The organism is Salipiger marinus (assembly GCF_035481585.1).
Lineage (GTDB): Bacteria > Pseudomonadota > Alphaproteobacteria > Rhodobacterales > Rhodobacteraceae > Salipiger > Salipiger marinus.
In genome coordinates this window covers 117,320-144,110 of record NZ_JAYKSL010000013.1, presented here as the reverse complement: position 1 = coordinate 144,110, position 26,791 = coordinate 117,320, and the positions used below count along the sequence as shown (strand labels likewise).

25 protein-coding genes and 1 tRNA gene are annotated in these 26,791 nt (G+C 67.5%); 15 read left to right on the top strand and 11 right to left on the bottom strand.

Annotation, left to right across the window (positions count from 1 at the left end; all coding sequences use genetic code 11):
- Nucleotides 1-249: 249 nt before the first annotated feature.
- Nucleotides 250-324, bottom strand: a tRNA-Asn gene (locus tag VK682_RS17395).
- 92 nt (nucleotides 325-416) lie between these two features.
- Nucleotides 417-1,331: an MBL fold metallo-hydrolase gene (locus tag VK682_RS17390; RefSeq protein ID WP_230797107.1), complete on the bottom strand. Its 915-nt coding sequence runs from the start codon at nucleotides 1,329-1,331 to the stop codon at nucleotides 417-419.
- A 75-nt stretch (nucleotides 1,332-1,406) separates the two neighbouring features.
- On the opposite strand from VK682_RS17390, the gene VK682_RS17385 reads away from it, so the two are divergent.
- Entirely contained in the window at nucleotides 1,407-2,690 is a 1,284-nt protein-coding gene (locus tag VK682_RS17385) for an ATP-binding protein (protein WP_089851699.1), read from the top strand.
- A gap of 46 nt (nucleotides 2,691-2,736) precedes the next feature.
- Here the strand turns inward: VK682_RS17385 and VK682_RS17380 are convergent, their stop codons facing one another.
- A complete protein-coding gene (locus tag VK682_RS17380; RefSeq protein WP_089851701.1) occupies nucleotides 2,737-3,051 on the bottom strand; it encodes a DUF1476 domain-containing protein in 315 nt (104 codons plus the stop codon).
- A 163-nt stretch (nucleotides 3,052-3,214) separates the two neighbouring features.
- Here VK682_RS17380 and purC point away from each other — a divergent pair, with 163 nt between their 5' ends.
- The 4 genes from purC (at nucleotide 3,215) to VK682_RS17360 (ending at nucleotide 9,881) form a co-directional block, all read left to right on the top strand.
- Nucleotides 3,215-3,976 carry a phosphoribosylaminoimidazolesuccinocarboxamide synthase gene (gene purC / locus VK682_RS17375; protein WP_089851703.1) on the top strand — a complete coding sequence of 254 codons (762 nt, stop codon included), beginning with the start codon at nucleotides 3,215-3,217 and terminating at the stop codon, nucleotides 3,974-3,976.
- A gap of 60 nt (nucleotides 3,977-4,036) precedes the next feature.
- Complete coding sequence (purS, locus tag VK682_RS17370) at nucleotides 4,037-4,267, top strand: phosphoribosylformylglycinamidine synthase subunit PurS (RefSeq protein WP_089851705.1); 231 nt, start codon at nucleotides 4,037-4,039, stop codon at nucleotides 4,265-4,267.
- A 154-nt stretch (nucleotides 4,268-4,421) separates the two neighbouring features.
- Entirely contained in the window at nucleotides 4,422-6,338 is a 1,917-nt protein-coding gene (locus VK682_RS17365; RefSeq protein ID WP_324782274.1) for a methyl-accepting chemotaxis protein, read from the top strand.
- Between the two features lie 1,398 nt (nucleotides 6,339-7,736).
- Complete coding sequence (locus VK682_RS17360) at nucleotides 7,737-9,881, top strand: Ig-like domain-containing protein (RefSeq protein WP_230797105.1); 2,145 nt, start codon at nucleotides 7,737-7,739, stop codon at nucleotides 9,879-9,881.
- Nucleotides 9,882-9,992: 111 nt separating this feature from the next.
- Here the strand turns inward: VK682_RS17360 and VK682_RS17355 are convergent, their stop codons facing one another.
- Complete coding sequence (locus tag VK682_RS17355; protein ID WP_230797104.1) at nucleotides 9,993-10,595, bottom strand: nucleotidyltransferase family protein; 603 nt, start codon at nucleotides 10,593-10,595, stop codon at nucleotides 9,993-9,995.
- A 186-nt stretch (nucleotides 10,596-10,781) separates the two neighbouring features.
- Between VK682_RS17355 and VK682_RS17350 the strand changes: the two genes are divergently transcribed.
- Nucleotides 10,782-11,948, top strand: a complete 1,167-nt coding sequence (locus VK682_RS17350; protein ID WP_324782273.1) for a sensor histidine kinase — start codon at nucleotides 10,782-10,784, stop codon at nucleotides 11,946-11,948.
- Here the strand turns inward: VK682_RS17350 and VK682_RS17345 are convergent.
- The 4 genes from VK682_RS17345 to VK682_RS17330 form a co-directional block, all read right to left on the bottom strand.
- Nucleotides 11,905-13,233 (bottom strand): HlyC/CorC family transporter, encoded by a 1,329-nt coding sequence (locus VK682_RS17345; RefSeq protein ID WP_165616919.1) that lies wholly within the window; start codon nucleotides 13,231-13,233, stop codon nucleotides 11,905-11,907. The two genes, VK682_RS17350 and VK682_RS17345, sit on opposite strands and share 44 nt — an antisense overlap.
- 63 nt (nucleotides 13,234-13,296) lie before the next feature.
- Complete coding sequence (locus VK682_RS17340) at nucleotides 13,297-14,226, bottom strand: site-specific tyrosine recombinase XerD (protein WP_230797102.1); 930 nt, start codon at nucleotides 14,224-14,226, stop codon at nucleotides 13,297-13,299.
- Complete coding sequence (locus tag VK682_RS17335) at nucleotides 14,223-15,779, bottom strand: hypothetical protein (protein ID WP_324782272.1); 1,557 nt, start codon at nucleotides 15,777-15,779, stop codon at nucleotides 14,223-14,225. The genes VK682_RS17340 and VK682_RS17335 overlap by 4 nt, the downstream gene beginning before the upstream one ends.
- Complete coding sequence (locus VK682_RS17330; protein ID WP_165616920.1) at nucleotides 15,769-15,918, bottom strand: hypothetical protein; 150 nt, start codon at nucleotides 15,916-15,918, stop codon at nucleotides 15,769-15,771. The genes VK682_RS17335 and VK682_RS17330 overlap by 11 nt, the downstream gene beginning before the upstream one ends.
- A 95-nt stretch (nucleotides 15,919-16,013) precedes the next feature.
- Between VK682_RS17330 and VK682_RS17325 the strand changes: the two genes are divergently transcribed.
- Entirely contained in the window at nucleotides 16,014-16,589 is a 576-nt protein-coding gene (locus VK682_RS17325; RefSeq protein ID WP_230797100.1) for a shikimate kinase, read from the top strand.
- Entirely contained in the window at nucleotides 16,586-17,695 is a 1,110-nt protein-coding gene (gene aroB / locus VK682_RS17320) for a 3-dehydroquinate synthase (RefSeq protein WP_230797099.1), read from the top strand. Before VK682_RS17325 ends, aroB begins: the two co-directional genes overlap by 4 nt.
- 337 nt (nucleotides 17,696-18,032) lie before the next feature.
- Here the strand turns inward: aroB and VK682_RS17315 are convergent, their stop codons facing one another.
- Nucleotides 18,033-18,260: a DUF1127 domain-containing protein gene (locus VK682_RS17315; protein ID WP_089851719.1), complete on the bottom strand. Its 228-nt coding sequence runs from the start codon at nucleotides 18,258-18,260 to the stop codon at nucleotides 18,033-18,035.
- 69 nt (nucleotides 18,261-18,329) lie between these two features.
- Between VK682_RS17315 and VK682_RS17310 the strand changes: the two genes are divergently transcribed.
- From VK682_RS17310 to VK682_RS17280, 7 genes are all read left to right on the top strand, one after another.
- Nucleotides 18,330-19,751: an aminotransferase-like domain-containing protein gene (locus VK682_RS17310; RefSeq protein ID WP_089851722.1), complete on the top strand. Its 1,422-nt coding sequence runs from the start codon at nucleotides 18,330-18,332 to the stop codon at nucleotides 19,749-19,751.
- 134 nt (nucleotides 19,752-19,885) lie between these two features.
- A complete protein-coding gene (locus VK682_RS17305) occupies nucleotides 19,886-20,569 on the top strand; it encodes a hypothetical protein (RefSeq protein WP_230797098.1) in 684 nt (227 codons plus the stop codon).
- Nucleotides 20,570-20,616: 47 nt separating this feature from the next.
- Nucleotides 20,617-21,822, top strand: coding sequence for a porin family protein (locus VK682_RS17300; protein ID WP_230797097.1), 1,206 nt, complete (start codon nucleotides 20,617-20,619; stop codon nucleotides 21,820-21,822).
- Between the two features lie 162 nt (nucleotides 21,823-21,984).
- Entirely contained in the window at nucleotides 21,985-22,443 is a 459-nt protein-coding gene (rplM, locus tag VK682_RS17295) for a 50S ribosomal protein L13 (RefSeq protein ID WP_230797096.1), read from the top strand.
- Nucleotides 22,444-22,445: 2 nt separating this feature from the next.
- Nucleotides 22,446-22,931: a 30S ribosomal protein S9 gene (gene rpsI, locus VK682_RS17290; protein ID WP_089851729.1), complete on the top strand. Its 486-nt coding sequence runs from the start codon at nucleotides 22,446-22,448 to the stop codon at nucleotides 22,929-22,931.
- A gap of 76 nt (nucleotides 22,932-23,007) precedes the next feature.
- Nucleotides 23,008-24,135, top strand: coding sequence for a glycosyltransferase family 4 protein (locus VK682_RS17285; RefSeq protein WP_230797095.1), 1,128 nt, complete (start codon nucleotides 23,008-23,010; stop codon nucleotides 24,133-24,135).
- Entirely contained in the window at nucleotides 24,132-25,331 is a 1,200-nt protein-coding gene (locus VK682_RS17280; protein WP_230797094.1) for a glycosyltransferase, read from the top strand. The genes VK682_RS17285 and VK682_RS17280 overlap by 4 nt, the downstream gene beginning before the upstream one ends.
- Here the strand turns inward: VK682_RS17280 and VK682_RS17275 are convergent.
- Both VK682_RS17275 and ppk2 read right to left on the bottom strand, forming a co-directional pair.
- Nucleotides 25,292-25,909 carry a TetR/AcrR family transcriptional regulator gene (locus tag VK682_RS17275; protein WP_089851734.1) on the bottom strand — a complete coding sequence of 206 codons (618 nt, stop codon included), beginning with the start codon at nucleotides 25,907-25,909 and terminating at the stop codon, nucleotides 25,292-25,294. The genes VK682_RS17280 and VK682_RS17275 overlap by 40 nt on opposite strands.
- Nucleotides 25,902-26,771 (bottom strand): polyphosphate kinase 2, encoded by an 870-nt coding sequence (ppk2, locus tag VK682_RS17270; RefSeq protein ID WP_089851736.1) that lies wholly within the window; start codon nucleotides 26,769-26,771, stop codon nucleotides 25,902-25,904. Before ppk2 ends, VK682_RS17275 begins: the two co-directional genes overlap by 8 nt.
- Between the last annotated feature and the right edge of the window lie 20 nt (nucleotides 26,772-26,791).

Sequence of the window (26,791 nt, the reverse complement as noted above, 5' to 3'; positions counted from 1 at the left end):
GCGATCGACCGGTCCGTGGTGCGCAGAGACAGCTGCCAATGTCGGGTTTTTGTGGAAAGCTCAGGCACGCGCCGACGCCAGCTCCAGGTGGAGCCGCGCAGCAGGAGATAGGGGATGGTCGCCAAGATGCGGCCTCCAGAATTGGAGACGAGCGACCCGCATTTCAGGAACTTGTGCTACAGTGCTGTGTGACACTGTACTTGCCAAATTCAGCCTATGCCTTGAGTATCAAGGGCTTAGTGGGTGATTTGGCTCCGGCGGTAGGGATCGAACCTACGACCAATTGATTAACAGTCAACTGCTCTACCGCTGAGCTACGCCGGAACTTGTGCGGGGTATCTAGCAATCGGGTTCGGGGGTGTCCAGAGGCTTTTTCGATTTTCTGACGGGGTTTTTGAAATTCCTGCGCCGCGCGGTCAAAGCCGCTGGAACCGGGCGGTTTCCGCAAGCGGGCCAAGGGGTTGGATCACGCCGCGCTGGCTGAGATCGACCAGATGGGCCAGCACGTTGCGGGTGGCGGCGGGCAGAAGGGCGGGCGGCGTGTCGGTGTAGATCCGTGCGGCAAGCCCTGCTGCGGTGGCGGCGCCCTCGGTCAGCGCGGCAAGGATCGCCTGTTCGCGGGCGCGGCGGTGGCTGGCAAGCTCGGCCATGCGGGCGGCGGGATCCTCCACCGGGGCGCCATGGCCGGGCAGGAAGCGGGACCAGCGCCGCCGCCCCAGCCTATCGAGCGAGTCCATGAAGGCCGACACGTCGCCATCGGGGGGCGAGACCAGCGAACTGGCCCAGCCCATGACCAGATCGCCGGAGAACAGCTGCCCCTGCCATTCAAGGCTCAGATGGTTGCCGAAATGGCCGGGCGTGTGATGCGCCGTGATCTGCCAGTCCGGCCCCGTGGTCACCGCGCCATCGGGCAGCGTCTCGTCGGGGGCGAATCCCGCATCGACCCCTTCGCCGCCCCCCGCAAGTCCGGACGCGGCCAGCGCCTCCATCGCGGGGCTGCGGCCCGACTGCGGCCCGCCAAAGGCCAGAACCGGCGCGCCGGTCGCCTCGGCCAGCGGGCGGGCCAGCGGCGAATGGTCCAGATGGGCATGGGTCACGAAGATATGGCTGATCCGTGCCCCCGGCTCCAGCGCGGCAAGGATCGCCTCCAGATGCGGCTCCGACAGCGGGCCGGGATCGATCACCGCGACCGCGCGGCGGCCCAGCAGATAGGTGTTGGTGCCGCGAAAGGTCATGGGCGAGGGGTTGGGTGCCAAGAGGCGGCGCAGCCCCGGCGCAAGCGGGTCGGGCTGGCCGGGGCGGGGGCGGAACTCGGGCTGGGGATCGGTCATCTCTCGGCTGGGGCTCTCTCGGCTGGGGCGCGTTTCGGCATGGCGGCGCGGATCGGGTCAGGCTAGGGTTAGCGCATGTTCTTTCAATGGCTCAAACGCTATATGCCCCGGGGTATCTATGCGCGGGCGGCGCTGATCCTCGTGCTGCCGGTGCTGACGCTGCAGCTTGTGGTGTCGGTGGTGTTCATCCAGCGGCATTTCGAGGGCGTGTCGGACCAGATGACCCGGGGCGTGGCGCGCGACATCAGCTATGCGCTGAGCAATCCCGATGCGGCGGGGCCGCTGGGGCTGAGCCTGCGCGAGGTGCCGCAGGCCGTGGTGCCCGAGGCCGACCTGCGCCGCTGGTTCGATTTTTCCGGCATCGTGGTCACGCGCACGCTGCGCCGCTTCGTGGACGGGGTGGAACATGTGGCGCTGCCCAATGACACCGATGTGTCGGTGCTGGTGCGCGGGCCCGGGGGCAGCCTGCGCGAGGTGGAGTTTTCGCGCGCGCGGGCCTCGGCCTCCAACCCGCACCAGCTTCTGGTGAACATGGTGTTCTTCGGGATGCTGATCACGCTCATCTCCTATCTTTACCTGCGCAACCAGCTGCGCCCGATCACCCGGCTGGCACAGGCGGCGGAGGCTTTCGGGCGCGGGCGGCATGTGCCCTATTCCCCCGGCGGCGCGGTGGAGGTGCGGGCGGCGGGCAGCGCCTTTCTGGACATGCGCAACCGGATCGAACGGCAGATCGAACAGCGCACCATGATGCTGTCGGGGGTCAGCCACGATCTGCGCACGCCGCTGACCCGGCTGCGGCTGGGGCTGTCGCTGCTTGAGGACGAGGACCGCGAGCCGCTGGAGCGCGATGTGGAGGACATGCAGCAGCTGATCGACGCCTTTCTGGATTTTGCGCGCGGCAATGCCCAGATGGGCGAACCCGAGCCCACCGATCCCGTGGCGCTGGCCCGGTCGGTGGTGGAGGATGCGCGGCGGGCCGGGCGTGCTGTGACGCTGGTGCGGGTCGAAGGCGCGGGGCAGGTGGTGCTGCGCCCTGCGGCGCTGCGCCGGGCGCTGGAGAACCTGGTGAACAATGCCGTGCGCTATGGCAGCCGCTGCGAGGTGTCGCTGACGCTTACCGACAAGTCGCTGCGCTTCCGGGTGGAGGATGACGGTCCGGGCATTCCGCCCGAAAGCCGCGATGACGCGATCCGCCCCTTCGTCCGGCTGGATCCGGCGCGCAATCAGGACCGCGGCACCGGGGTGGGGCTGGGGCTGGCCATCGCCGCCGACATCGCTCGCGCCCATGGCGGCGTGCTGCGGCTTGGCAGCAGCGACACGCTGGGCGGGCTGCGCGCGGATGTGGTGATCGCGCGCTAGGGTGATCCGGGCGCCTCGGCGCCCGGGCTCAGGCGTCAGGCGGGCCTCAGCTTTCGCTCAGCACCTGCGCCTGTGCCACCAGCAGGAATTCGCCCCGCTTGGCGCGCACCGTGGCGGGATCCACATGCCCTTCCAGATCGGCATTGACCTTGCGCAGCACATCTTCGTGGCCTGCTTCCTCCAGATCGGCCTTCACCACGGAGGCGGCATAGGCATCGGCCTCAGTTCCGGTCTTGCCAAGGATTTCGGCGGCCCAGAGACCCAGCAGCCGGTTGCAGCGCGCTTCGGCGCGGAACCGCAACCCCTCGTCATGCATGAACTTGTTTTCGAACGCGCTTTCCCGATCTTCAAATGTCGTCATCGCTCTCGCTCCCAATAGGCTGGTGGTGCTGATGCCCGACATTTGCCCATAGCGCAGGCGCAAGCGCAACCCTGCTGCGGTGTCCGCTTGCGGCAGACACGCCCTTGATTTATGAGGTCGGTCGACACGCAGCGGCCGCAGGGGCGGTCCCGAAAGGATTCTCATGGCACGGCGCAAGAAGATTTACGAAGGCAAAGCCAAGATTCTCTATGAAGGCCCCGAGCCCGGCACGATCGTGCAGTATTTCAAGGACGATGCCACCGCCTTCAACGCGCAGAAAAAAGACGTGATCGAAGGCAAGGGCGTGCTGAACAACCGCCTGTCCGAGTTCTTCATGACCGGGTTGAACAGCATCGGCGTGCCCACGCATTTCATCAAGCGGCTGAACATGCGCGAACAGCTGGTCCGCGCCTGCGAGATCATCCCGCTGGAAATCATCGTGCGCAACTTTGCCGCAGGCTCGCTGTCCACCCGTCTGGGCATCGAGGAAGGCACGCCGCTGCCGCGTCCCATCGTGGAATACTGCTACAAGGACGACAAGCTGGGCGATCCGCTGGTCACCGAAGAGCATATCGCCGCTTTCGGCTGGGCCAGCCAGCAGGACATGGATGACGTGCTGAGCCTTGCGCTGCGCGTCAACGACTACCTGTCGGGGCTGATGTATGGCGTCGGCATCCGTCTGGTGGATTTCAAGATCGAGATCGGCCGCGTCTATGACGGCGATTACCAGCGCCTGATCGTGGCGGACGAGATTTCGCCCGACAGCATGCGGCTCTGGGACATGGAAACCGGCCAGAAGTTCGACAAGGACGTGTTCCGCCGCGATCTTGGCTCGCTGACCGACGCCTATACCGAGGTGGCGCGCCGTCTGGGGGTCATGCCGAAGCAGGCCACGCATGTGGCCAAGCCGAAGCTCATCAACTGAGTCCCGCCCCGGCGGGAAGGACAGAGGGGCGGCGCCCCTTGGAAGAACGGAGAGACAGCCATGAAGGCACGGGTGCATGTGATGCTGAAGGACGGCGTGCTCGACCCGCAGGGCGAAGCGGTGCGCCATGCGCTTGGCGGCATGGGCTTTTCCGGCGTGGAATCGGTGCGGCAGGGCAAGGTGATCGAGCTTGATCTGGCCGATGGCACCGGCGAGGACACGGTGCGCGACATGTGCGAGAAGCTGCTCGCCAACACCGTGATCGAAAGCTACCGCATCGAAATGCTCTGAGATCCCGCGCTTCTGGCGCGAGATGGCCCGGCTGCAGCCCCCGCTGCGCCGGGCTTTTTTGTGGAGAATGCCGTCAAGCGCGGCGGGATTGACGGGCGATTCATCTTTTTGGCGGAACAGTGCGGGGCAATCCTGTCCCTGACGGAGCCTCGAGATGAAATTTTCGCTGAAATCCCTGAAGGCCCGGCTGGCGCTGGGACTGTCGCTGCTGCTGGTGCTGATCTGCGCCGCGCTTCTGGCGGCCTTCGACCACCTGACCCGGCAGAACATGGTCGCGGCGGCGCAGCTCCGGCAGGACACGTCGCTGCGGATCCTCACCTCCCGCTTCGCGGAGACCTATCCTGACCTTGTGGTGGAGCATGATGCCGAAGGCCGGGTCAGCCGCGTGATCTGGCCCGCGCTGCCGGATCTGAGCGATGCCAGCCTGATCGACCGGGTGGGGGCCATTTCAGGCGAAACCGCCACGGTTTTCGGCTGGGACGCGGCTGAGGGGGATTTTATGCGCCTCGTCACCAATATCGTGAAGCCGGACGGGACGCGCGCGGTCGGCACATGGCTCGGCAAGCAGAACCCGGTGCATGCGGCGATGCTGCGCAAGGAGGTCTATCATGGCGAGGCGGTGATCCTCGGCAACCCGTTCTACACGATCTACCAGCCGATCGAGGATGCCACGGGCGCGGTGATCGGGATCTTCTATGCCGGGGTCGACAAATCTCTGGTGGATGTCCGCGTGGCCCGGCAGCAGATGACCGGGCTCGTGCTGTCGCTGGTGGCGCTGGCGCTTGGCATTCCCGCGCTGCTGCTGCTGCTGAGCAGCAGTCTGCGCCCGCTTTACGCCATTTCGGCCCGGCTCGAAACCATGGCGACCGGGGATCTGCAGGCGCCGGTGCCGCATCTGCAGCGCGGTGACGAGCTGGGTGCCACCGCGCGCGCGGTCGAGGTTTTCCGCCAGCGGCTCACCGAGGCACGCGCGCAGGATGCCGCCGTTGCCACCCGGCGCGCCGAACAGGACCGGGTCGTGGGGGCGCTGCGCGAGGGGCTGGCGCGGCTGGCGCAGCGCGATCTGGCAGCACGGATCGAAACGGAGGGCGGAACGCCTTTCCCCGAGGAATACGAGGCGCTGCGGCACGACTTCAACGCCGGGATCGCCAGCCTCGAAGCGGCGATGGCAGAGGTGGCGGCGGTGGCTGCAGGGGTGCGGGGCGCCTCCGAAGAGATCGGCACAAGCTCGGATGACCTTGCGCATCGGGTAGAGGAACAGGCGGGCACGCTGGAAAGCTCTGCCGCCGCGCTGGACCAGCTGGCGCGCACCGGGCAGGAGATCGCCGAAACCGCAGAGCGCGCCGACGGGCTGGCGCAGACCAGCCGGCGGCTTTCTTCGGAGAGCGAACTGGTGCTGCGCAAGGCCATCGAAGCGATCCGCCGCATCGAGGATGCCTCGGTCAAGATCAACCAGATCATCTCGGCCATCGACGACATCGCGTTTCAGACCAATCTCCTGGCGCTGAACGCCGGGGTGGAGGCGGCGCGGGCCGGGGAGGCGGGCCGCGGCTTTGCCGTGGTCGCGTCGGAGGTGCGCAGTCTGGCCCAGACCGCCGCCGAAGCCGCGCAGGAGATCAAGACGCTGATCCGCGACAGCAATGACGAGGTGCGCGAGGGCAGTTCGCTGGTGCAGCAGACCGGCGCCTCGCTGGGGCAGGTGCTGGAACAGGTGGACGGGCTGGGTGCGCTGATCTCTGAAATTGCGCTGGCGGTGCGGGGCCAGACCAACGGCCTGTCGGAGATCAACGAGGGGGTGCAGCGGCTGGAAACCATGACGCAGCACAACGCCGCCGTGGTCGAAGAACTGAACGCCGCAGGCCAAAGCCTCAACACCGAGGCGCACAGGCTGTCCGACACGCTGGCGGTGTTCCGCTCTGACTCCGCCACCTCCGGCGGCTGGGGGGCGCCGGTTGCGCCGAAAAAGCCGGTGCGCGCGCCGGAGAAAGTGGCGGTCGCCTCGGCACCTTCAGCCGCCGCCGCAGAGATCCGCCGCAGCAGCGGGGTCATCGAAGGCTGGGATGAGTTCTGAGCCGCACTTCCCGCTGCTGCAGCCTGAGCGTGAGGCGATTCCGAGACGTGGCTCATCGCAGCGGAGATGTGCCTCCGCACCCGTGATGTGAATGTCGCCTCACGCTCAGCCACAATGCGTCTTGGCCAAGAGCGTCTGGCCCGACCGCACTCCTGCCCGAATTGGCACGAAGCCGTGCTTGGTAAAGAGCCAGATGCCGGAGATGGTACGCGACATCACCTGAAAGGTCAGGCGCGGCTGACATGGACCCGCACCCTGACCGCGCGGCAGGTGGACGACCATTGCCACCACGCTGATCACACGCGGCGGCGCCCGCCTTGTGAGCAACCGCAGGTCTGACCATGCTGCAGGCAGACAGAAGGCAAGGTGAGCAGGCGACAGTTGGCGGGGACGTGCCCCCGAATGGGGCATTCCGTCCGCGGTTTGTGGTCATGCCCGACTTGTGGTCATGCCCGACGCCCGTTGCAGGAGAGGGGTGCAGAACGAACACATGACCACCCACTGCGGCTTCGGTGTGCGGGTCTGGGACGCTTATGGTTTCGGGGATGAACCTGACAGGGACTGCAGTCTCGCCATGAAAGCGGGTGACAATGGTTCCGCCGCAGACGCTGCGGAGCGCCATGTGAGCGGACCGCAGCCCGCTATGCCGCACGGCTTTTGATGCAGCGCCTATACCTGAAACTTGGATTGCCCGACCTCAGTGATGGAGCAGCGCAGGCGGGCCGAGCTGGAGACGATTCGCCGCGCCGGACCCCTAGGGCCCGCGCCACGCTGTTCAATCCGTCAGATGTCAGCGAATTGGTTCTGTCCGCGTGACAAAAGACGCCACATTCTGGCGGCGGCAGTCCCGGCGCAGCGACAGGTGGTGGAGCGAGGGATCTGTTTCCGGATCAGGATCAATTCAGAGAGCCCGGCAAACACCGGGCCGAGGTTTCAACTGGATTCACGCGATTTTCATAAAAGATGCAGCACTGCAGGGTTGAAATTTGGTGAAAATCAGAAACGTCCTGCCCGCCCAACCAGCGACAAACTTGCCGGGCTGCCATCGCAAAGAGGTCACGCTGCCTGCCATCCTGCCCGTTTTACGCCATTTTTTGCTTTGACCGGCGAACGGCTGCCTTTATTCACGGTCTCAAGCCCGTCACCGGGCGAAGAGATCTGGCCACGGGGGCGGCCGCCGAACTTGAAGTCATCCTCAGGGATGCGAGAGGACGCGACAGGGGGACACCCCCGCCGCCACCGGCAGGCAGCTTCGCCCGCAGATAACGCGCGGGCATCAGAGGTGCGGTGGTCTCACGCAGTCTTGCAGGCATGACGAGCAATGAAACCGTCGGCGCGTGGCGCCGGTGCCGCCTTGCGGCATGGGGCATGCCCCGTCTGATGTGAAAGGGTCGAACAATGGCTGATTTGGTTTTGGACTGGGCCGCTCTGGGTGGATTTGGCACCAACCTCGACACTCCGCCCGCGGGGGGCGTGTCCACCACGGTGGATACGGGCGGCATCGCGGTGGACATCACCTTTACCGCGCAGGATGCGGGGGCCGAGGCCTTTACCGCCAATTATGACGGCTATGTGCCCGCCGGTTCGGATGTGGATCCCAATTCGCACCTGAAGCTTTACGGCGATGGCGGTGACGGCGGCGCGGTTTCCGCCACCTCGACCACGGTGATGGATTTCCGCTCCACCGATGCGCTTTATACCGGCTCGGTGCAGAACGTGTCCTTCCTGCTCAATGACGTAGATGGCGGCGCGGGCGCGGATCTGGGCGATCTGGCCGACGACTCGACCAGCGGCACCCCGACCGCAGGCACCTCGTTTCAGGACAATGTGACGATCCTTGCCTATGATGCGGAGGGCAACAGCCTGCCGGTCGATCTGCAGCCTTTCGGCAGCGCCTCGGTCAGCGGCGGCACCGCCACCGGCACCGAAGTGACCTCGTTCGACGCGGCGTCGGGCAGCCTGCAGGTGACCATTCCCGGCCCCGTGGCCCGGATCGAGGTGGTCTATGCCAATGGCGGCGACAGCGCGCAGGGCGTGCTGATTTCCGATGTCGCCTTTTCCACCGTGGATGTGGGCGATGGCGGCAACACGCCGCCGGTGGCCGTGGACGATCTGGCCGACACGCCGGTCGACACTGCCGTCACCATCGACGTGCTGACCAATGACAGCGACCCGGACGGCGATCCGCTGACCGTGACCGGAGTGACCCAGCCCGCCAATGGCACCGTCACGATCAACGAAGACGGCACGCTGAGCTATGTGCCCGCCACCGGCTTCACCGGCGAAGACACGATCACCTACACGATCACCGACGGCAATGGCGGCACCGCGACCGGCGAGGTGGTGGTGACGGTGGAGGATGGCGACGGCACCAACACGCCGCCCGTTGCCGTGGATGATGACATCACCACCGGCACCGACACCCCGGTGACCTTCGATCCCACCGACAATGACACCGATCCGGATGGCGATCCGCTGACCGTGACCGATGTCACCGATCCGGACAATGGCACCGTCACCGTGGGCGACGATGGCAGCGTGACTTATACGCCCGATACCGGCTTCATCGGCGAGGACACGATCACCTACACCGTCGATGACGGCAATGGCGGCACCGATACCGGCGAGATCATCGTGACCGTGGGCGATGACACCGTGCCCGGCGGCAACACGCCCCCCGTCGCCGTGGACGATCTGTTCACCACCGATGACGAGACGGCGATCACCTTCGATCCGACGCTGAACGACACCGATGCGGATGGCGATCCGCTGACCGTCACCGGGATCGGCAGTTCCGAAAACGGCACGGTCGTGCTGAACGAGGATGGCACGGTCAGCTACACGCCCAATGGCAGCTTCACCGGGTTCGATTCCTTCAACTATACCGTCACCGATGGCAATGGCGGCACCGCCGAGGCCAATATCACGGTCGAGGTTCTGGATGGCGGCGTGGTGCCCTGTTTCACCCCCGGCACCCTGATCGCCACGCCGCAGGGCGAACGTCTGGTCGAGGATCTGCAGGTCGGCGACCGGGTCATCACCCGCGACAACGGCATTCAGGAAATCCGCTGGATCGGGCGCAAGGATCTGACCGGCTTTGATCTGGCGCGCAGGCCGCAGATGCGCCCGGTGCTGATCCAGAAGGGGGCGCTTGGGAAAAACATGCCCATGCATGACCTGCTGGTGTCGCCGAACCACCGCATCCTTGTCGCCAATGACAAGACCGCGCTTTACTTCGAAGAGCGCGAGGTGCTGGCCGCAGCCAAGCATCTGACCGGGCTTGATGGCGTGGACGAGGTGGGGACGCTGGGGGTCAGCTACATCCACTTCATGTTCGACCAGCACGAGGTGGTGCTGTCGAACGGCGTCTGGAGCGAAAGCTTCCAGCCCGGCGATTACACCCTGCGCGGCATCGACGAGGCGCAGCGCTCGGAAATCTATGAACTGTTCCCCGAACTGGAACAGGCCGAAGGTCTGCGCGCCTATGGCGCCGCCCGCCGGTCGCTGAAGAAGCACGAGGCACAGCTGCTGACCCGGTCCTGAGACCCGGTTGGTTCGATTAGGCAGCTCGCCCCGGTGCAACCGACCCTTGCACCGGGGCGGACAGGGAAGCGGAGCGGCGCAGGCCGCTCCGTTTTCTTTTGGAGCAAGGGGTCAGGAGGGCTGGCGCGCCTGCCATTCGGCCCAGGCCTCGGGCGTGTCCAGATCGGTCAGCGCGTGGCGGTCGGGCAGGGTCACAAGGCGCAGGCGGTGCCGGTTCGCCGCCAGCACGGCGCGCGCGCCCTGATCGCCGGAAAGCGCCAGCATCGCCGGGAAACAGTCAGCAGGGAACAGCACGGGATGGCCGGGGATGTCCTTGTCGCTGCAGCCCTGCAGCAGCATCGGACGGGGCAGGGCGCGGAACAGCGCGATCAGCGCCTGCAGATCCTCGACGGTGAGGTCGGGCATGTCGGCGGGCAGGATCATCGCCGCGTCCATATCCTCGGGCAGCAGGCCGATGCCCCGCCGCAGCGAGGCGGACATGCCGCTGTCAGCGTCGGGCACAAAGACCAGCTGCACCGGCAGCCCCGCCAGCGCGGCGGCGCGGGGGTGGTCGGGGTCGGGCAGGGTGACGGTCACATGATCCGCCGCTTGCAGCGCCTGCCGGGCCTGACGGCGCAGCAGCGCCTCGCCGCCGACCTGCATCAGCAGCTTGTCAGTGCCGCGCATCCGGCGGCTGGCCCCGGCGGCGGGAATCAGGACGGCAATCGCTCCCATGCGCACAGCTATAGCGTGTCCGGGGGGCGGGGTCTGCGGTTTTTGTCCGGAATGCGTGCCATCAGCAGCTAAATCCGGGGTTTTTCCTTGACACTTTGGGTAACAGATTACCTCAAATCGAAAATAAACCAGAGACACGACAGATGCGGCGGCCCGGATGACGGGCTGGAAAGGACAGTACAGCCTATGGGACTAGCGCGACGTTCGGAGGACGAGCAGGAGCGGCTTGCCGAATTGCGCAGCTTCCGCATTCTTGACACCGGGCGCGAGCCCGCGTTCGACGAGGTGGTGGACCTGCTGGCGGCCCAGCTCGACATGCCGGTGGCGCTGATCAGTCTGGTTGACGAGGACCGGCAGTGGTTCAAGGCGGCGCATGGGCTGGAGCTGGACGGCAGCCCGCTGGAGCAGTCGATCTGCGCCCATGCCATCCTGCAGGACGGGGTTCTGGAAATCGAGGACACGCTGCTGGATCTGCGCAGCGCCGACAACCCGCTGTGCTGCGGGCTGAGCGGGACGATGCGCTATTATGCCGGGGCGCCGCTGGTCACCCGCAGCGGCCACCGCATCGGCACGCTCTGCGTGCTGGACCATCATCCGCGCAAGCTGGCCCCGCTGCAGCGCCGCCTGCTGGAGGTGATGGCCGGGCAGGTGATGCGGCAGCTGGATCTGCAGCGTGCGCTCGCCAACAAGGAAGTGCTGCGCGAGGAAATCGACCACCGCGTGAAGAACTCGCTGCAGACCGTCGCCTCCACCATCCGGCTCTACCGGGGACGGTCGGGCAATGACGAAACCCGCGAGGCGCTGGATGCCATCGCCCGTCGGGTCGATTCCGTGTCGCAGCTGCATGCGGCGCTGAACCAGACCTCCAAGATGCATTTTGTGCGCATCGACACCTATCTGGGCCGCGTCGCCACGCTGCTGCAGCGCCACGCGCCCGAAGGCGTGGTGCTGCATGTCGAGGCCCCCGATCTGGAGGTGGAGTCGCGCGTCGCGGCCTCCATCGGGGTGATGGCCAGCGAATTTGCGGCCAATGCCGGGAAATATGCGTTTCGCGGCCAGTATGCCGGGGCCGAGGTGCGCTTCACGCTGGAGCGGCACGGCCCCAACGCGCTGGTCTTTACCTGCCGCGACAATGGTCCGGGGCCGGAGCCGGGATCGCGGCTGGACGTGCTGGCAAGCTCGGCGCTTGGCGCCCGGCTGCTGGAGGCGGCAGCGCAGCAGGTGGGCGGGTTGCTGACGCAGGGGCGGGAGCCGGGCGGCTTCGTGCTGCGCGCCGAACTGCCCGTCGATCCCGCCGAAGAAGTGCCGTTTACGTCCGAATCGGGGTTTGCGGCCGCACCCGCAGCCGAGTGATGCGGTTGTTCTCGCGCTCCATGACCTCCATCCGGAAGCCGTGGAAGCTGAACTTCTGGCCCACGGTCGGGATCATCTGCGCCTCGTGAATGACCAGCCCCGCGATGGTGTTGGCCTCGTCATCGGGCAGCGCCCAGTCGGTGGCACGGTTCAGGTCGCGGATCGTGGTGCCGCCATCCAGCCAGAACCAGCCTTCCTCGTCGGCGCGCACCTGCTGTTCGGCGGCGGGGTCGTGTTCGTCGGTGATCTCGCCCACGATCTCTTCCAGGATGTCTTCCAGCGTGATGAGACCTTCGAGCGAGCCGTATTCGTCCACCACCAGCGCAAAATGGGTCCGGCGGCGCAGGAAGTTGCGCATCTGGTCGGCCAGCGTGGTGGTGTCGGGCACGAAATAAGGCTTCATCATCACGTCGGTGATGCGGAAATCGTCCAGCGCGTCAAAGCCCTGCGCGCCGGCCTTTGCCATGAAATCATACATCGCCCGCAGCAGATCCTTGGCATGGACGACGCCGATGATGTTCTCGTGCTCGCCGCGAAAGATCGGCAGGCGGGTGTGGCTGCTGTCCAGACATTGCTGCAGGATCGCGCGCGGATCGGAATCGGCATTGATCATCTCGATGCCGGACCGGTGCAGCATGATCTCCTCGACCGTGCGTTCGGCCAGATCCAGCGCGCCAAGGATGCGGTCGCGGTCCTCGCGGTCCACCACGCCTTCGGAATGGCCAAGCTGCAGCGCGCCCGCGATTTCTTCACGCACGGCAAGGATATGGCTGTCGGGGTCGGTCTTGACCCCGAACACCCGCAGCATCAGCCGCACCAGCGCCCGGATCGCGGCCACCACCGGCGAAAAGATCAGGATGACCACCCGGATCGGGGGCGCCACGCGCGCCGCCGCCGCTTCGGGATTGGTGATCGCATAGGTCTTGGGCAGCACCTCGGCAAAGATCAGCACCAGAAAGGTCATCGCCAGCGTGGCAATGGCCACGCCGCTGTCGCCCAGAAGCCGGGTGAACAGCGCGGTGGCCAGCGAGGTGGCAAGGATGTTGACAAGGTTGTTGCCCAGCAGGACCGAGCCGATCAGCCGTTCATTGTCCTCGGTGATCTTCAGCGCCATCTCGGCGCTTTTGGAGCCACGGTCCTGTGCCGCGCGCAGCTTCCCGCGCGAGGCGGCGGTCAGCGCCGTCTCGGATCCGGAGAAGAAGGCGGAGAACAGGATCAGCACGAAAATCGCGCCGGTGGTCATCCAGAAAGTGGCGTCAAGCATCGCGGCGTCGGGCATGTCCATGGGATCTGTCTATTCCGTCTTTTTTCTAGATATGCGGCCCGGATCGGGCGGTTTCAAGCGCGCTTAGCGGTCGCGGGCCAGCGGGTGATGGTCCAGCACCAGATCGCGCAGCCGTTCCTCCAGCACATGGGTGTAGATTTCGGTGGTGGCGACATCGGCATGGCCGAGAAAGGTCTGGATCGCGCGCAGATCGGCGCCATTGGCGAGCAGATGTGTGGCGAAGGCATGGCGCAGCGTGTGCGGCGTGACCTTGGCCGGAGACACGCCCGCCGCCACGGCAATGTCCTTGATCAGCAGGTAAAAGGCGTGCCGCGTCAGGTGCCCGGCCTTCCCGCGCGAGGCAAAAAGAAAGCCGGAGGCGGGCTTGCCCGCCAGACGCGCCCGGTCTTCCTGCCCGTCGCGGCAGGCCAGCCAGCCAGCCAGCGCCACGCGGGCAGGGGGGGACAGCGGCACCATGCGTTCCTTGCCGCCCTTGCCGCGGATCAGCAGCATGCGCGGATCGCCCCGCGCCGAGGACAGCGGCAGCGTCACCAGCTCGCTGACCCGCATGCCGGTGGCGTAAAGCAGCTGCATCAGGCAGGCATTGCGCAGGTGATCCTCGGGCGTGCGGCCATGGCTTTGTGCCGCCACCAGCATCTGGTCCACCTCCTCCACCGACAGCGTCTTGGGCAGGCGCTTGGCCCGGCCCGGCCCGGTGATCTGCACCGCCGGGTTGTCCAGACGCAGCCCTTCCTCGAAGGCGAAGCGGTAAAGCTGCTTGATGGAGGAGAGCCGCCGCGCGCGGGTCGACAGCGCCAGCCCCTCGGCCTCGCAGCCGATCAGATAGGCCTCGACATCGGCGCGCTGCGCACGGGCCAGATCCAGCTGGCGCGCGGCCAGCCAGCCGGTGAAATCCAGCAGATCGCGGCCATAGGCCAGCTGGGTGTTGTCGGCAGCCCCGCGTTCGGCGGCCTGCGTTTCCAGAAAGGCCGAGACCCAGTGCGCGGCACTCATAGCGGCGCGCCTTCGTCAGAGAGGATCATCAGCTGGATCGCGGCGCGGCGCGCGGTGTCTTCCAGCCCCATGGCACGGAACGTGGCCAGCGCATCGGTCAGATCGGCATGATTGCCCTCAGCCCCCGAGGCAAACAGCGCCATGGCGCGCAGGATGACCTCGCCCAGACGGCCCTCGCGCAACTGGGTGGCGAGCGGTTCGGGCGGCAGGCTGTCTTCGGCCCATGCAGCGGCGACGGCCAGCCGCTGCGCGGTCTGCGGCGGGCTGTCGGGGGCGCGGCCCCGCGCGATGGCCGCGGCGTCGTGCAGCAGCCCCGGGGCAGGATCCATCCCGGCGGCGGCGGTCTCGTAGCCATCGGCCAGCAGCCTTGCACGCGGCACCAGATCTGCCGCGCGCCCCTCCAGCGGCAGACCGTCAAGACGGTCGGCAAAAAGCTGGGCAAAGGGCACCAGCAGCCCGGCGCTGCGCATCTGCGGCCAGACCGCCAGCAGCGCGGGGGCCACCTCTTCGGTCCGGTTCTGCGCCAGCGCGCGGTCCAGCGCCTGCACCGCCGCGACCCGGTCCCAGACCCCGCCAGAGGCGGCGGGGGCGCGGTCGGTATAGATGCCCAGAAGCCGGTTTTCCGACACGGTGCCGCGCCGCGCCAGCCGTTCGGCGGCAAGGATCTGCGCCCGCCAGCCGCTGGTGCCGCCCAGATCGGCGGCGGCGAAGGCGCGCGGCAGCGGCTGGGTGGGCAGCGCCTCGCCGATGGTTTCGAACAGGCGGAATTCCAGCGGCGTCGGGCGCGCGGGCGGGGGCACCGGCTCCGCGCCCTCGATCAGGTCGGGATCCAGAAACCGCGCCAGCAGGTCGGCTTCGCGCGCGTCGATCTGGCCCAAGGCCCGCGCGCTGCCAAAGATCGTGACGGCATGATCCCAGCTGCCGCCGCGCGCCTCGCAGAAGATGCGGGTGGGCAGATCATCGCTGAGATGCGGATTGCGGCGCAGCGCCGCGCAGGGGGCGTCGGGTTCGCCCGCGATCAGCGCCAGATCGCGCCAGCGGGCAAAGATCTTCGGATCCCCGGCCCCGCCCGCCTGATCCACCAGCGCAAGCGCGGCATCCACAGCACCTTCCTGCATCAGCCGGTCCAGCCGGGCGGCCAGAAAGCTGGCGCCCGCGCCGCCGCTGCCGCGCGGCGCGTCGGCCTCGGCCAGAAGCAGCGTCAGAAGCTGGGCGGCGAGGGCGGGCACCACCGGATCCACCGCCCCCAGCAGCGGGATCAGCACCGGCCCGTCGCTGCGCGACCACAGGCTGCGCGGCAGGCCGGTCACCGACATCGGCAGCAGCCCCGCCGCATCCTGCGACGGCGCGTCCAGCGGCGCGCTGTCCACCGCAGGCACGGTGCCGGTGGCCGCCACCGGCGGCTCGCTGCGCGGGGGGGCCATGTGCTGCGGGATGGCGGTCAGACCCCGCGGGGCGGAGTGCAGCCAGTCGATGGCCGACAGCGGATCCTGCGCGGCAAGCGGAGAGGCGAGCAGGCACAGACCCGTCAGAAGAAGGGTCTCAGTTCGCATCAAGCTCCACAGGCTGGCGGATTTCGGTCTGCGGCGGCGCGAAGTTGGCGCCGAAGAACGGCCCCACATACGCATAGGCCACCAGAGCGATCCCGCCGAGGATCAAAAGAATAAGCAGCCATTTCACCAGTCGTCCCATGCCGTTCGTTATCCTGCCTCGTGATTTTTGGCACTTATACCTAGCCTTTTTCGCAAACTCACGTCATTCACGGCCCACAGGAGGCAGAATTGGCGATGGATGGCCGAGAAACAAGGGCATTGCTCCCGAAGTTGAAGAAGACTGTGGTGCTGGTGGGCATGATGGGTGCGGGAAAATCGGCCGTGGGCCGGGCTTTGGCCACGCAGCTTCACGTGCCTTTCCGCGATTCGGACACCGAGATCGAGAAGGCGGCCAACATGAGCATCGCCGAGATCTTTGCCCGCGACGGCGAGCCCTTCTTCCGCCGCAAGGAAAGTCAGGTCATCGCGCGGCTGCTGGAGGCGCGGCCCGCCGTGCTGTCCACCGGCGGCGGCGCCTATATGGCCGAGGAAAACCGGCGCCTGATCACCGAAAAGGGCGTGGCGGTCTGGCTCGATGCCGATCTGCCGGTGCTCTGGGGACGGGTGCGTCACAAGGACAGCCGCCCGCTGCTGCGCACCCCCGATCCGCAGGCGACGCTGGCCGAGCTTTTTGCCCGCCGCGTGCCGGTCTATGCGCTGGCGGATGTGGCGGTGAAATCGGAGCAGGGCCTGTCGGTGGAGGCCATGGCGCGGCGTGTGGTCGACACGCTGCTGGCGCGGCCCGATGTCTTGGAAGAGGAAAAGTCATGACGACAACCGTGCATGTGGATCTGGGCGCGCGCGCCTATGACGTGCGCATCGGCGCGGGCCTGATCGCGCGGGCCGGGGCGGAGATCGCGCCGCTGCTGCGCCGCCCGCGCGTGGTGGTGGTCAGCGATGCCACCGTGGCCGCCGCACATCTGGCGCCGCTGCAGGCGGGGCTTGCCGCCGAGGGCATCGCATCCGAGGCGCTGCTGCTGCCGCCGGGCGAGGCCACCAAATGCTGGCGCGAGCTGGAGCATGTGACGGAATGGCTGCTGGCGCAGAAGGTCGAGCGCAGCGATGTGGTGGTGGCGCTGGGGGGCGGGGTGATCGGCGATCTGGTGGGCTTTGCCGCCGCGATCCTGCGCCGGGGCGTGCGCTTCGTGCAGATCCCCACCTCGCTGCTGGCGCAGGTCGACAGTTCCGTGGGCGGCAAGACCGGCATCAACTCGCCCGCGGGCAAGAATCTGGTCGGCGCCTTCCATCAGCCCGCGCTGGTGCTGGCCGATACCGGCGCGCTGCAGACGCTGGCGCCGCGCGATTTTCTGGCGGGTTACGGCGAGGTGGTGAAATACGGCCTGCTGGGGGATGCGGAATTTTTCGGCTGGCTGGAAGCCCATGCCGGGGCGCTGCGCGGGCGCGATCCGGCAGCGCTTGACCATGCGGTGACCCGGTCGGTGGAGATGAAGGCGGGCATCGTCATGCGCGACGAGACCGAGCAGGGCGAGCGGGCGCTGCTGAACCTTGGCCATACCTTCTGTCACGCGCTGGAGGCCGCCACCGGCTATTCGCAGCGGCTGCTGCATGGCGAGGGCGTGGCCATCGGCTGCGCGCTGGCTTTCGAGCTGTCGGCGCGGCTGGGGCTTTGTGCGCAGGAAGACCCCTCGCGGCTGCGCGCCCATCTGCGCGAGATGGGGATGAAGGCCGATCTGGCCGAGATCGACGGCGCGCTGCCCGACGCGGAGCAGCTTTTCGAGCTGATGGGGCAGGACAAGAAGGTGGTGGATGGCGCCATCCGCTTCGTGCTGGCCCGCAGCATCGGCGAGGCCTTTGTCGGCGCCTCGGCCCCGCGCGAGCGGGTGCTGGAGGTGCTGCGCGACTCGGCGCGGGGCTGAGCCGGGCGCTGCCTGCCGTCCGGCGGGGCTGGGCTGATGGGGCGCNCGCCTCGGCCCCGCGCGAGCGGGTGCTGGAGGTGCTGCGCGACTCGGCGCGGGGCTGAGCCGGGCGCTGCCTGCCGTCCGGCGGGGCTGGGCTGATGGGGCGCGGGGGCTCTGCCCCCGTCCGCGTGCCGCGGACTCCCCCGGGATATTTGCGGCCGCTGGAAGCGCGGATCGCGGCGCCTCTGCAGGCTGTCCCAAGCCGTGGCGGATTGTATCAAGACAGTCGTGACACAAAAGGGGCGCGAGGGGGTGCCTCGCGCCCTAGGGGAAGAGGTTCCGGCAGGTCCGGGGATCAGCCCTGCCAGAACATGCGGCGCGCCTCGGCCTGCGCGACGTGCCGTTCCAGTCCCAGATCGCGCAGCAGATGGTCATCCAGCTGTTTCAGCGCCTGTCGGGTGCGGCGGCGCTGCGACCATTGCGCGAAGACCACCGCGAGCCGCAGCGTCAGCGCCGCGACGGGCGGCAGCGGGCGCTGCGCGTCGAGATAGGCGAGAAGCGGGGCGTGGGCGGTCAGTGCCATGGGAAGTCCTCGATTTTGTATTGACACAATGTAGTTGTAATCTGTGATCTATTGATACATTGTGCCGGAATGGACGTCGACAAGAACATTGTGACCGATACAATATTCGAGCTCTTTGCGGCGGAAGCTGCGGGGCCGAAATACCGCGCGCTGGCCGCCGCGCTGCGGGCCGGGATCGGATCGGGCCAGCTGCCCCCCGCCACGCGGCTGCCGCCGGTGCGTGATCTGGGCTGGCGGCTTGGCATGACGCCGGGCACGGTGGCGCGCGCCTATACGCTGCTGACCGACGAGGGGCTGCTGGTGGCGGAGGTGGGGCGCGGCACGTTCGTGCAGGGGCCCGCCGGTCCGCGCCCGCCGCTGCTGGTGGGGGCGGCCCCCGAGGAGGCGGCAGGCGACGGCATGGTCAGCCTGTTCACCGCGCGTCTGCCGGATCTGGGGCAGGTGGCGCTGATCCGCTCCGGCTTTGCGCGGCTGGCCGAACGCCCGGCGCCCGAGCTGCTGGATTACCCCTCGGGCCGGGCCTTTGCTCCGGCGCGGCAGGTGGTGCTGGACTGGCTGCGCGAGGTGCCGCTGGGGCCGGTGGATCACGAGGATGTGGTGCTGAGCCATGGCGCGCAGAACGGCATCTCGCTGGTGATGCAGGCGGTGCTGCGCGGGCGGCGTCCGGTCGTGCTGGTGGAGGATCTGTGCTATCCCGGCTTCCGCCGCGCGGCGGAACTGCTGCGCGCCGAACTGGTGGCGGTGCCCATGGATGCGCAGGGGCTGATCCCGGGGGCGCTGGCCGATCTGGCGCGGCGGCACGAGGCGCAGCTGCTCTGCACCTCGCCCGAACTGCACAACCCCACCGCGCTGGTCACGCCCCCCGAGCGGCGGCGCGAGATCGCCGAGGTGGCACGGGCCTGCGGGCTGCATGTGCTGGAGGATGACAGCACCTCGCTGGGGGATCCGCGCACCGAAAGCTACCGCGCGATGCTGCCCGATCTGGGCTGGTTCGTCTCGTCGATCTCCAAGACGCTGACGCCGGGGCTGCGGGTGGGGTTCACCATCGCGCCGCAGGCCCGGCGCGGCGACCTGCGGCGGGTGGCGGAATACGGCTTTTTCGGGCTGGCGCTGCCGCTGGCGGAACTGCTGGGCGATCTGCTGGCCCGGCCCGAAACCCGCGAGATCGTGCGGGCGGTGCGGGCGCGCAACGGCCAGTATGTGCGCGCGACGGTCAATGCGCTTGGCGGTCACGATCTGAGCTGGGACGAGCAGGCGCCCTTCGTCTGGCTGCGGCTGCCTGCGGGCTGGCGGGCGGCGGCCTTCTGTCTGGCGGCGGAGGCGCAGGGAGTGCAGGTGCGCGCGGCCGAGGAATTTGCCCTGCGCGACACGTTTGCGCCACATGCGGTGCGGCTGGGGATGAACACCCGCGTGCCGATGCCGGAATTCGAGGCGGCGCTGGGGCGGCTGCGGCGGCTGCTGGACGATCCGCCGGGGCAGATTCTGGTCTGACTCCCCCTGTTCGGGGGGGCGGAGGCGCGCGCGCGGGTTGCTACTGTGACGCGGCGTCGCCTGTCCCTGTGCCGGGCCGGAGGAGGTCTGAGGCCGCCCGGGGCATGGCTGCGCGAAGAAGTCAGGAGTGTTTCATGAAAGCCATTCATCTGTCTGCCGCGCTGTGCGCGGTCTCCCTGCTTGCCGCCTGCGATACCAGTTCCGGCGGCGGCTCCGGTGGCGGCGGAGGCGGCGGCGGGAGCACCCCGCCCGCAACCGCGACCACGCTGGAAGAGTTCGAGGCCATCGTCTCTGACGTGGCGGGCACCGGTCCCACCACCGACCCGCTGAGCGGCACCGCCTCTTATGCCGGGCGCACCTTCATTCCGATGGTCGACAACACCACCGGCGAAACCCGCGGCCATGTGACCGGCGATCTGGCGGTCGACGTGAATTTCGACGCCGCCGTGAACCCGATGTCGGGCACCGCGACCAATTTCGCCGGCACCTATGACGGCACGGAGTTCACCGCCACCGGCACGCTGAGCAGCGCCAACACCACCGCGTCGAACGACATCAACGCGATCGGTCGCGCGCCGATCGTGGTGCCGGGCCTGTTCGAGGGGGAAACCACCCAGATGGCGCTGGCGCTGGCGGGCGAGCTGGAGGAGGCGTCGGGCGCCACCGGGCTGACCGGCGAGACCTACATGACCCTGCAGGGGCAGTTCATGGGCGAGGGCGGGGCTGCGGCCACCGGCGCGGCCAGCCTGAACACCGGCGCTGCCGAGGGCGTGGGCGGCGTGATCCGCGGCGGTCCGTTCTACCTCGAACGTCAGTAAAGGCATGCGCCCTCCGGCAGGTTCGGGGGGCGCGTCAGGTCAGACTCATGTCCCCGATCCGACGGCTGCTGCGCGCGGCCCTGTTCGTTTTTGCTCTGAATGCCCCCGTGGCGGCGCTGGCCCAGTCCGAGGCCGAGGTTGCGCAGTGGAACCGCGCCGTGACGCTGATGCAGGCGGGCGATGTGGCGGCAGCGCTGCCGCTGCTGGAACGTCTGGTGTCAGAGGCACCGGGCAAGGCGGTCTACCGGCTGGAACTGGCGGCGGCGCTGTTCCGGCAGGGCCGCTATGCCCGGGCGCGCTATCACGCCGATCTGGCGGCGCTTGGCGATCTGGCCCCCGAGGCGCGGCTTGCGGCGCGGCGCATCGCCAGCACCGCCGCCGACCGCCAGCCGCTCACCGGGTATTTCCAGCTCAATATCCTGCCCGAGACCAATCCGGGCCGCCAGACCAGCCAGTCCAGCGTCGACATCAACGGGATCGAATTCGGCCTGAACGAGGATGCGCGGGCCGAAGCCTCGACCTCGGTGATCGTGGTGGCGGGGGGCACCTACATGCACCCTCTGGGCGACCGGCTGCGCCTGCGGTTTGGCGCCGATCTTTGGGCGCGGCACAACCCGGACGAGCGGCTGCAGGACCGCCAGCTGACCCTGCGCGCCGGGCCGTTCTGGCAGGGCGCGGATGGCAGCCGCTTCGGCATCGACGTCACGCGCGGGCGCAACTGGAACGCGGGCGTGCCGGTGGATGAAACCCGCGGCCTGCGGCTGGAGGCGGGCCGCCCGCTGGGACAGCGCAGCTATCTGGCCTTTGCCGCCGCGCGGACTTGGGCCAGCGCCACCGACGGCACCGGCGACGAGGTCGATGACCGGCTGGTGCTGGGCCTGTCGCATATGCAGAGCGACACGCTGCTGCTGCGCGGCAACCTGTCGGTGCTGCGCAAGGAGGCGCGGTTCGCGACGCAGGATTACACCGAACGCGGCCTGTCGGTGGGGGCGCAGAAATTCTGGTCCGGCGGCTGGACCGTGCAGGGCGACCTGTCGGTGGCGCGGCGCAGCTATGGCGGGCGCGACCCGCTGTTCGGCATCGCGCGGCAGGATGACCGGCTGCGGCTTGACCTGTCGGTCATGGACCGCGACCTGCGCATCGGACCTTTCGTGCCCGAACTGCGGCTGGGTCTGGAACGCGCCCGCTCCAGCATCGACATGCGCAGCTATGACAACCGCGCGCTGCAGATCAGCTTCACCCGGCGCTTCTGAACCGCCCGATTTGTGGGGTAAAATAATACCTATTTATCAAGCCATTGTTTTACTTGTAAAAACGCGGAAAACTGTCGCTTGACTGTGCGCGCGGCGAGCTTATAACCCGCCCATCGGAATACGAGGCCTGCGGGCCTCTGGAACAAGCTCAAGGGCACCGCGATGAAAACCTACTCTGCGACTCCGGCAGACATCGACAAGAAATGGATCGTGATCGACGCGGAAGGCGTCGTTCTGGGCCGTCTCGCGTCGATCGTCGCCATGCGTCTGCGTGGCAAGCACAAGGCCACCTTCACCCCGCATATGGACATGGGTGACAACGTCATCATCATCAACGCCGACAAGGTGCAGATGACCGGCAAGAAGCGCGAAGAGCACTTCTACTGGCACACTGGCCACCCCGGCGGGATCAAGTCGCGCACCAAGGCCCAGATCCTTGAAGGCGCGCATCCCGAGCGTTTGGTGATCCAGGCCGTCAAGCGCATGCTGCCGGGCAACCGCCTGTCGCGCAAGCAGATGACCAACCTGCGCGTCTATGCAGGGGCGGCCCACCCGCACGAGGCGCAGGCGCCCGAAGCGCTGGACGTCAAGTCGATGAACAAGAAAAACACCCGGGTGTAATCATGGCTGAACAGATCAACTCCCTGGAAGAACTCGGCACCGCCGCAGGCATCGAGTCCACCGCTCCCGTGGCCGCCCCGCGCGAGCCCGTGCGCGACTCGCTGGGCCGGTCCTATGCCACTGGCAAGCGGAAGGACGCGGTCGCCCGCGTCTGGATCAAGCCGGGCTCCGGCAAGGTCACCGTCAACGGCAAGGAAATCAACGCGTATTTCGCCCGGCCCGTGCTGCAGATGATCCTGCGCCAGCCCTTCACCATCGCTGGTGTCGAAGGTGAATTCGACGTGATGGCCACCGTCAAGGGCGGCGGCCTGTCCGGTCAGGCCGGCGCGGTCAAGCACGGCATCTCGAAGGCGCTGCAGCTTTACGATCCCGCCCTGCGCGGCGCGCTGAAAGCGGCAGGCTTCCTGACCCGCGACAGCCGCGTGGTGGAACGGAAGAAATACGGCAAGCGCAAAGCACGCCGCAGCTTCCAGTTCTCGAAGCGCTGATTGCAGCGTGTGCGAACAAAAGCCCTGTGCCCTGCACAGGGCTTTTTTTTGTTCTGCCGATGATCGGAGCGTGGCGATGGCCCGTCGTATTCTTTTTCCTTATGTCGGAGACAGCATCGGCGGCAGCCACATCTCCTCCGTGACGCTGGCGCGTTCTTTGGATGCACCGTTCGAACCCGTCATGGCGGTGCATCGCGACGGACCCCTGCTGGACTATCTTCAGGGCAGTGGGCTGCAGGTCGTGCGCATCCCTGACCTCGACATGCCAAGGCTGCGGCCCTACTGGCGGCAATGGCGCAGTTTCCGCAAGGCGAGACGGCTTCTTGGCGAGGTCATCAGTGATCTCTCGATTTCGGCGGTTCACACCAACGACATGCGGATGCACGCAGCTTGGGTTTTTGCCTGTCAGGGCTCCGGCGTGCCGCATGTCTGGCACCAGCGCACCCCCTCGCCAAGCCCGCACACTCACGCGTTAAGCCGCTTTTCGGCGGCGCGGATCGCCGTGTCGGAATATGCGCTGGCCTCGCTGCCTGCGGCCATGGCGCGCCAGACCCGGGTCATTTACAACCCGGTGGAGGTGAGCGGGATCGACCGGCCCGCCGCGCGGCAGGCGCTGCTGGATCGCCTTGGGCTAAACGATCCTGAGACGGCGCTGATCGGCTGGGTCGCCAATTTCGCCGACCGCAAGCGGCCGGAGGTGTTTGTCGCCATGGCCCGCCATCTGCGGGAGAGGTCGCCGCAGCGCCCGCTTCACTTCGTGATGGTAGGCGGGACCAGGGATCCCGCCTTTGATCGCTGCAGGGCGGCGACCGCAGATCTGGGGCTGCAGGGCCATGTGAGCTTTCTGGGCTCGGTTCATCCTGCTGACGCGCTGATCGCCGGACTGGATGTCTTCGTGGCGCCGGCGGTGGACGAAGCCTTTGGCCGTACGCTGGTCGAAGCGGCGCTGCATGGGGTGCCCGTGGTGGCCGCCGCAAGCGGGGGGCACGGCGAAATCCTGCGGGATCGGGAAACCGGCCTGCTGGTGCCGCCGGACCAGCCGGATCTGTTCGCGCAGGCCGTGCAATCGCTGCTCGATTGCGGCGATCTGGGCTCCCGCATCACGATGCCAGCCCGAATCGAGGCGCATGCACGGTTTTCGGTGGCGCGGCATGTGGAGGAAATGACCCAGGTCTATCGCGATGTTATGGGGCAGGCGGCATGAAGATCGTTTTCGTGATCGGCCGCCTCGCCGATACGTCGGGCGGGGCGGAACGTGTGCTGCGGGACATCAGCGAAGGTCTGGTGGCGCGTGGGCACGAGGTCACCATCCTGTCGCATTCCAGAAGTCAGACCCCGTCTCGCCATGCGTTCAGCAGCGCGGTGCGGCATCACAACCTGTATTCCAGCAAGGCGCCCTTGCGGGTCACGCTTGCGGTGCGGCTGCAGCGGGCGTTCGGCAGCACGGGCCTGCCAGCTGGGTCGGTGCAGAAGGCGCTGTTCAGGTCGCGCCTTCTACCCTTTGCGGCGAAGATCGCGCGGTTTCTGGACGAGGCGCGGCCAGATCTGTGCGTGGGCTTCATGGGAGAGGGGATCTGCGCGCTTGCGCTGGGACGCGGGACGCGGCCCACGTCCGCGCTGGCATCGCTGCACAGCGCGCCGGAACGGCTGTTCGGCACGCTGGATGGCAAGGCGCGTTTGACGCTTGACGCGCTCGACGGCTATGACGCGGTGTCTTTCCCGCTGCAGGAACATATCTCCGGCATGGAAGAGTCGGTCCGGCAGCGCGCGATCGTCCTGCCCAACCCAGTGGATCTGGGCGACGGCACAGCATGCGCGCAACGCAGTCCGGTTGTCGCCGCCGTGGGGCGGCTTGTGCCGCTGAAGCGTTTCGACCTTCTGCTCGGCGCATGGGCGCGCTGCGTCCGCGACGGCTGGATGCTCGAAATCCACGGCGAAGGCCCGGAACGGCCAAGGCTTGAAGCACTGGTCAGGGCCAATGGGCTTGCGGAAAGCGTCGTGCTGGCCGGGCATACTGAAGATGTCTTTTCCGTCTACCGGCGGGCATCCGTTCTTGTGCATCCCTCGCGGTTTGAGGGGTTCGGCCTAGTGCTGGCCGAGGCGATGGGCCGTGGGGTGCCGGTTGTGGGCTTTGCCGATGCGCCGGGCGTGCGCAGCCTGATCCGGGATCAGGTCAACGGGCTGCTGGTGGCCGAGCCCGGATCCGAGGCGGGACTTGCCGAAGCGCTGACACGCCTGATGCAGGATGCTGAACTCCGCGCCCGGCTGGGGGCCGATGCTCCGGCGACGGTGGAGGCCTACCGGCTGGAAAACGCGCTCGACGCATGGGAATCTGCGTTGGTCTCGATCGCCGGGGCCGTTCAGCGGTCCGGCGGGATCAGTCCCAGCCCGCGCAGGTAGATGCCGATGCCCGATTCCAGCAGCGCGTCGGCGGGGAAGGGCGCCTGTGCGCCGGGGGAGTTGCGGGCGAAGAGTTCCACCACGCCGTGGCTCATTGCCCAGATATGGGCCGAGAACATCGAGGCGGGGGGGCGTTTGTCTGCCGGGATATGCTGCGACAGATCCGAGGCCGCGCGTTCCAGCACGTCGCGGGCGCGGCGCGCGGCGGCGGCAAGTTCCGGCGAATGGTTGACCGAGATGCCGGATTCGAACATCGCGATGTAATGGCCGGGATGGCGGCGGGCAAAGGCCAGATAGGCGCGGCCCGTCGCCTCGAACGCGCCAAGCGCCGAGGGCTGGCCGCTGTCATAGGCATATTGCATGAGATCGGCAAAGATCTCGTAGCCCTGTTTCGAGGCCTCGGCGATCAGATCCTCGCGCCCGCCGAAATGGCGGTAGACGGCGGCGGGGGTGACGCCCGCAAGCTTCGCTGCCTCCGAGAGGGTAAAGCCGGTGGGGCCCTTTTCCTCGATCAGCGCCAGCGCCGCCTCGACCAGCGCCTGCCGCAGGTTGCCATGGTGATAGCCCCGCTTAGGCATCCCAGATCTCGGGGCCTCCGGCGATGCAGGGATCGGGCGTGCCGATGGCGCGGGCATCCTTGTTGTCGTAATCCAGATGGCTCAGCACATGGCGGATCGCGGCCAGCCGCGCGCGTTTCTTGTCATCCGACCGGATCACCGTCCATGGCGCCTCGGGGGTGTGGCTGCGCGACAGGGTCTCCTGAATGGCGGCGCTGTAGGCGTCCCATTTCTTCAGCCCCTCCACGTCGATGCGGCTGAGCTTCCACTGTTTCAGCGGATCGCCCTCGCGCGCCAGCATCCGGCGCAGCTGTTCGGCGCGGCCCACATTCAGCCAGAACTTGAAAAGGTGGATGCCATCCTCCACCAGCATCTTTTCGAAATCGGGCACCTGCGCAAAGAAATGTTCGCGCTGCGCTTCGGTGCAGAAGCCGAAGACCTTTTCCACCACGCCCCGGTTATACCAGCTGCGGTCATAGAACACGATCTCGCCGCCTGCGGGCAGATGCGCGATATAGCGCTGGAAATACCATTGCGAGGCTTCGGTATCCGACGGCGCGGGCAGCGCCACCACCCGCGCGCCGCGCGGATTGAGGTTTTCGCGGAACCGCTTGATGGTGCCGCCCTTGCCCGCCGCGTCGCGGCCCTCGAACACCATGGCGATGCGGCGCCCTGACGTCTTGATGCAGGCCTGCAGCTTCAGCAGTTCCACCTGAAGGGCGGCCATGTCCTTGTCATAGGTCTTGCCGCGCATCTCTTCGGAATAGGGGTAGCTGGGCGAGAGGATGTCGTCCTTGTCGGCGCGGCGCAGCGCGGCGCGGATCGGCTCTGGCGCTTCGGTGTCGAAATAGGCGCTGATGGCGCCGTCAAAGGGCAGGCTCACGACCGCGTTCCTTCTGTCTG

Bases quoted from the DNA above. Each gene is read 5' to 3' on its own strand.
- VK682_RS17305 (WP_230797098.1), top strand. From the start codon at position 19,886: ATGAAAGCCATTCATCTGTCTGCCGCGCTGTGCGCGGTCTCCCTGCTT.
- VK682_RS17360 (WP_230797105.1), top strand. From the start codon at position 7,737: ATGGCTGATTTGGTTTTGGACTGGGCCGCTCTGGGTGGATTTGGCACC.
- VK682_RS17345 (WP_165616919.1), bottom strand. From the start codon at position 13,233: ATGGACATGCCCGACGCCGCGATGCTTGACGCCACTTTCTGGATGACC.
- VK682_RS17380 (WP_089851701.1), bottom strand. From the start codon at position 3,051: ATGACGACATTTGAAGATCGGGAAAGCGCGTTCGAAAACAAGTTCATG.
- VK682_RS17280 (WP_230797094.1), top strand. From the start codon at position 24,132: ATGAAGATCGTTTTCGTGATCGGCCGCCTCGCCGATACGTCGGGCGGG.
- purS (WP_089851705.1), top strand. From the start codon at position 4,037: ATGAAGGCACGGGTGCATGTGATGCTGAAGGACGGCGTGCTCGACCCG.
- VK682_RS17330 (WP_165616920.1), bottom strand. From the start codon at position 15,918: ATGGGACGACTGGTGAAATGGCTGCTTATTCTTTTGATCCTCGGCGGG.
- VK682_RS17390 (WP_230797107.1), bottom strand. From the start codon at position 1,331: ATGACCGATCCCCAGCCCGAGTTCCGCCCCCGCCCCGGCCAGCCCGAC.
- VK682_RS17340 (WP_230797102.1), bottom strand. From the start codon at position 14,226: ATGAGTGCCGCGCACTGGGTCTCGGCCTTTCTGGAAACGCAGGCCGCC.
- VK682_RS17275 (WP_089851734.1), bottom strand. From the start codon at position 25,909: ATGCCTAAGCGGGGCTATCACCATGGCAACCTGCGGCAGGCGCTGGTC.
- purC (WP_089851703.1), top strand. From the start codon at position 3,215: ATGGCACGGCGCAAGAAGATTTACGAAGGCAAAGCCAAGATTCTCTAT.
- VK682_RS17300 (WP_230797097.1), top strand. From the start codon at position 20,617: ATGTCCCCGATCCGACGGCTGCTGCGCGCGGCCCTGTTCGTTTTTGCT.
- VK682_RS17355 (WP_230797104.1), bottom strand. From the start codon at position 10,595: ATGGGAGCGATTGCCGTCCTGATTCCCGCCGCCGGGGCCAGCCGCCGG.
- VK682_RS17325 (WP_230797100.1), top strand. From the start codon at position 16,014: ATGGATGGCCGAGAAACAAGGGCATTGCTCCCGAAGTTGAAGAAGACT.
- rpsI (WP_089851729.1), top strand. From the start codon at position 22,446: ATGGCTGAACAGATCAACTCCCTGGAAGAACTCGGCACCGCCGCAGGC.
- VK682_RS17285 (WP_230797095.1), top strand. From the start codon at position 23,008: ATGGCCCGTCGTATTCTTTTTCCTTATGTCGGAGACAGCATCGGCGGC.
- VK682_RS17385 (WP_089851699.1), top strand. From the start codon at position 1,407: ATGTTCTTTCAATGGCTCAAACGCTATATGCCCCGGGGTATCTATGCG.
- VK682_RS17365 (WP_324782274.1), top strand. From the start codon at position 4,422: ATGAAATTTTCGCTGAAATCCCTGAAGGCCCGGCTGGCGCTGGGACTG.
- aroB (WP_230797099.1), top strand. From the start codon at position 16,586: ATGACGACAACCGTGCATGTGGATCTGGGCGCGCGCGCCTATGACGTG.
- VK682_RS17310 (WP_089851722.1), top strand. From the start codon at position 18,330: ATGGACGTCGACAAGAACATTGTGACCGATACAATATTCGAGCTCTTT.
- VK682_RS17350 (WP_324782273.1), top strand. From the start codon at position 10,782: ATGGGACTAGCGCGACGTTCGGAGGACGAGCAGGAGCGGCTTGCCGAA.
- VK682_RS17335 (WP_324782272.1), bottom strand. From the start codon at position 15,779: ATGCGAACTGAGACCCTTCTTCTGACGGGTCTGTGCCTGCTCGCCTCT.
- VK682_RS17315 (WP_089851719.1), bottom strand. From the start codon at position 18,260: ATGGCACTGACCGCCCACGCCCCGCTTCTCGCCTATCTCGACGCGCAG.
- rplM (WP_230797096.1), top strand. From the start codon at position 21,985: ATGAAAACCTACTCTGCGACTCCGGCAGACATCGACAAGAAATGGATC.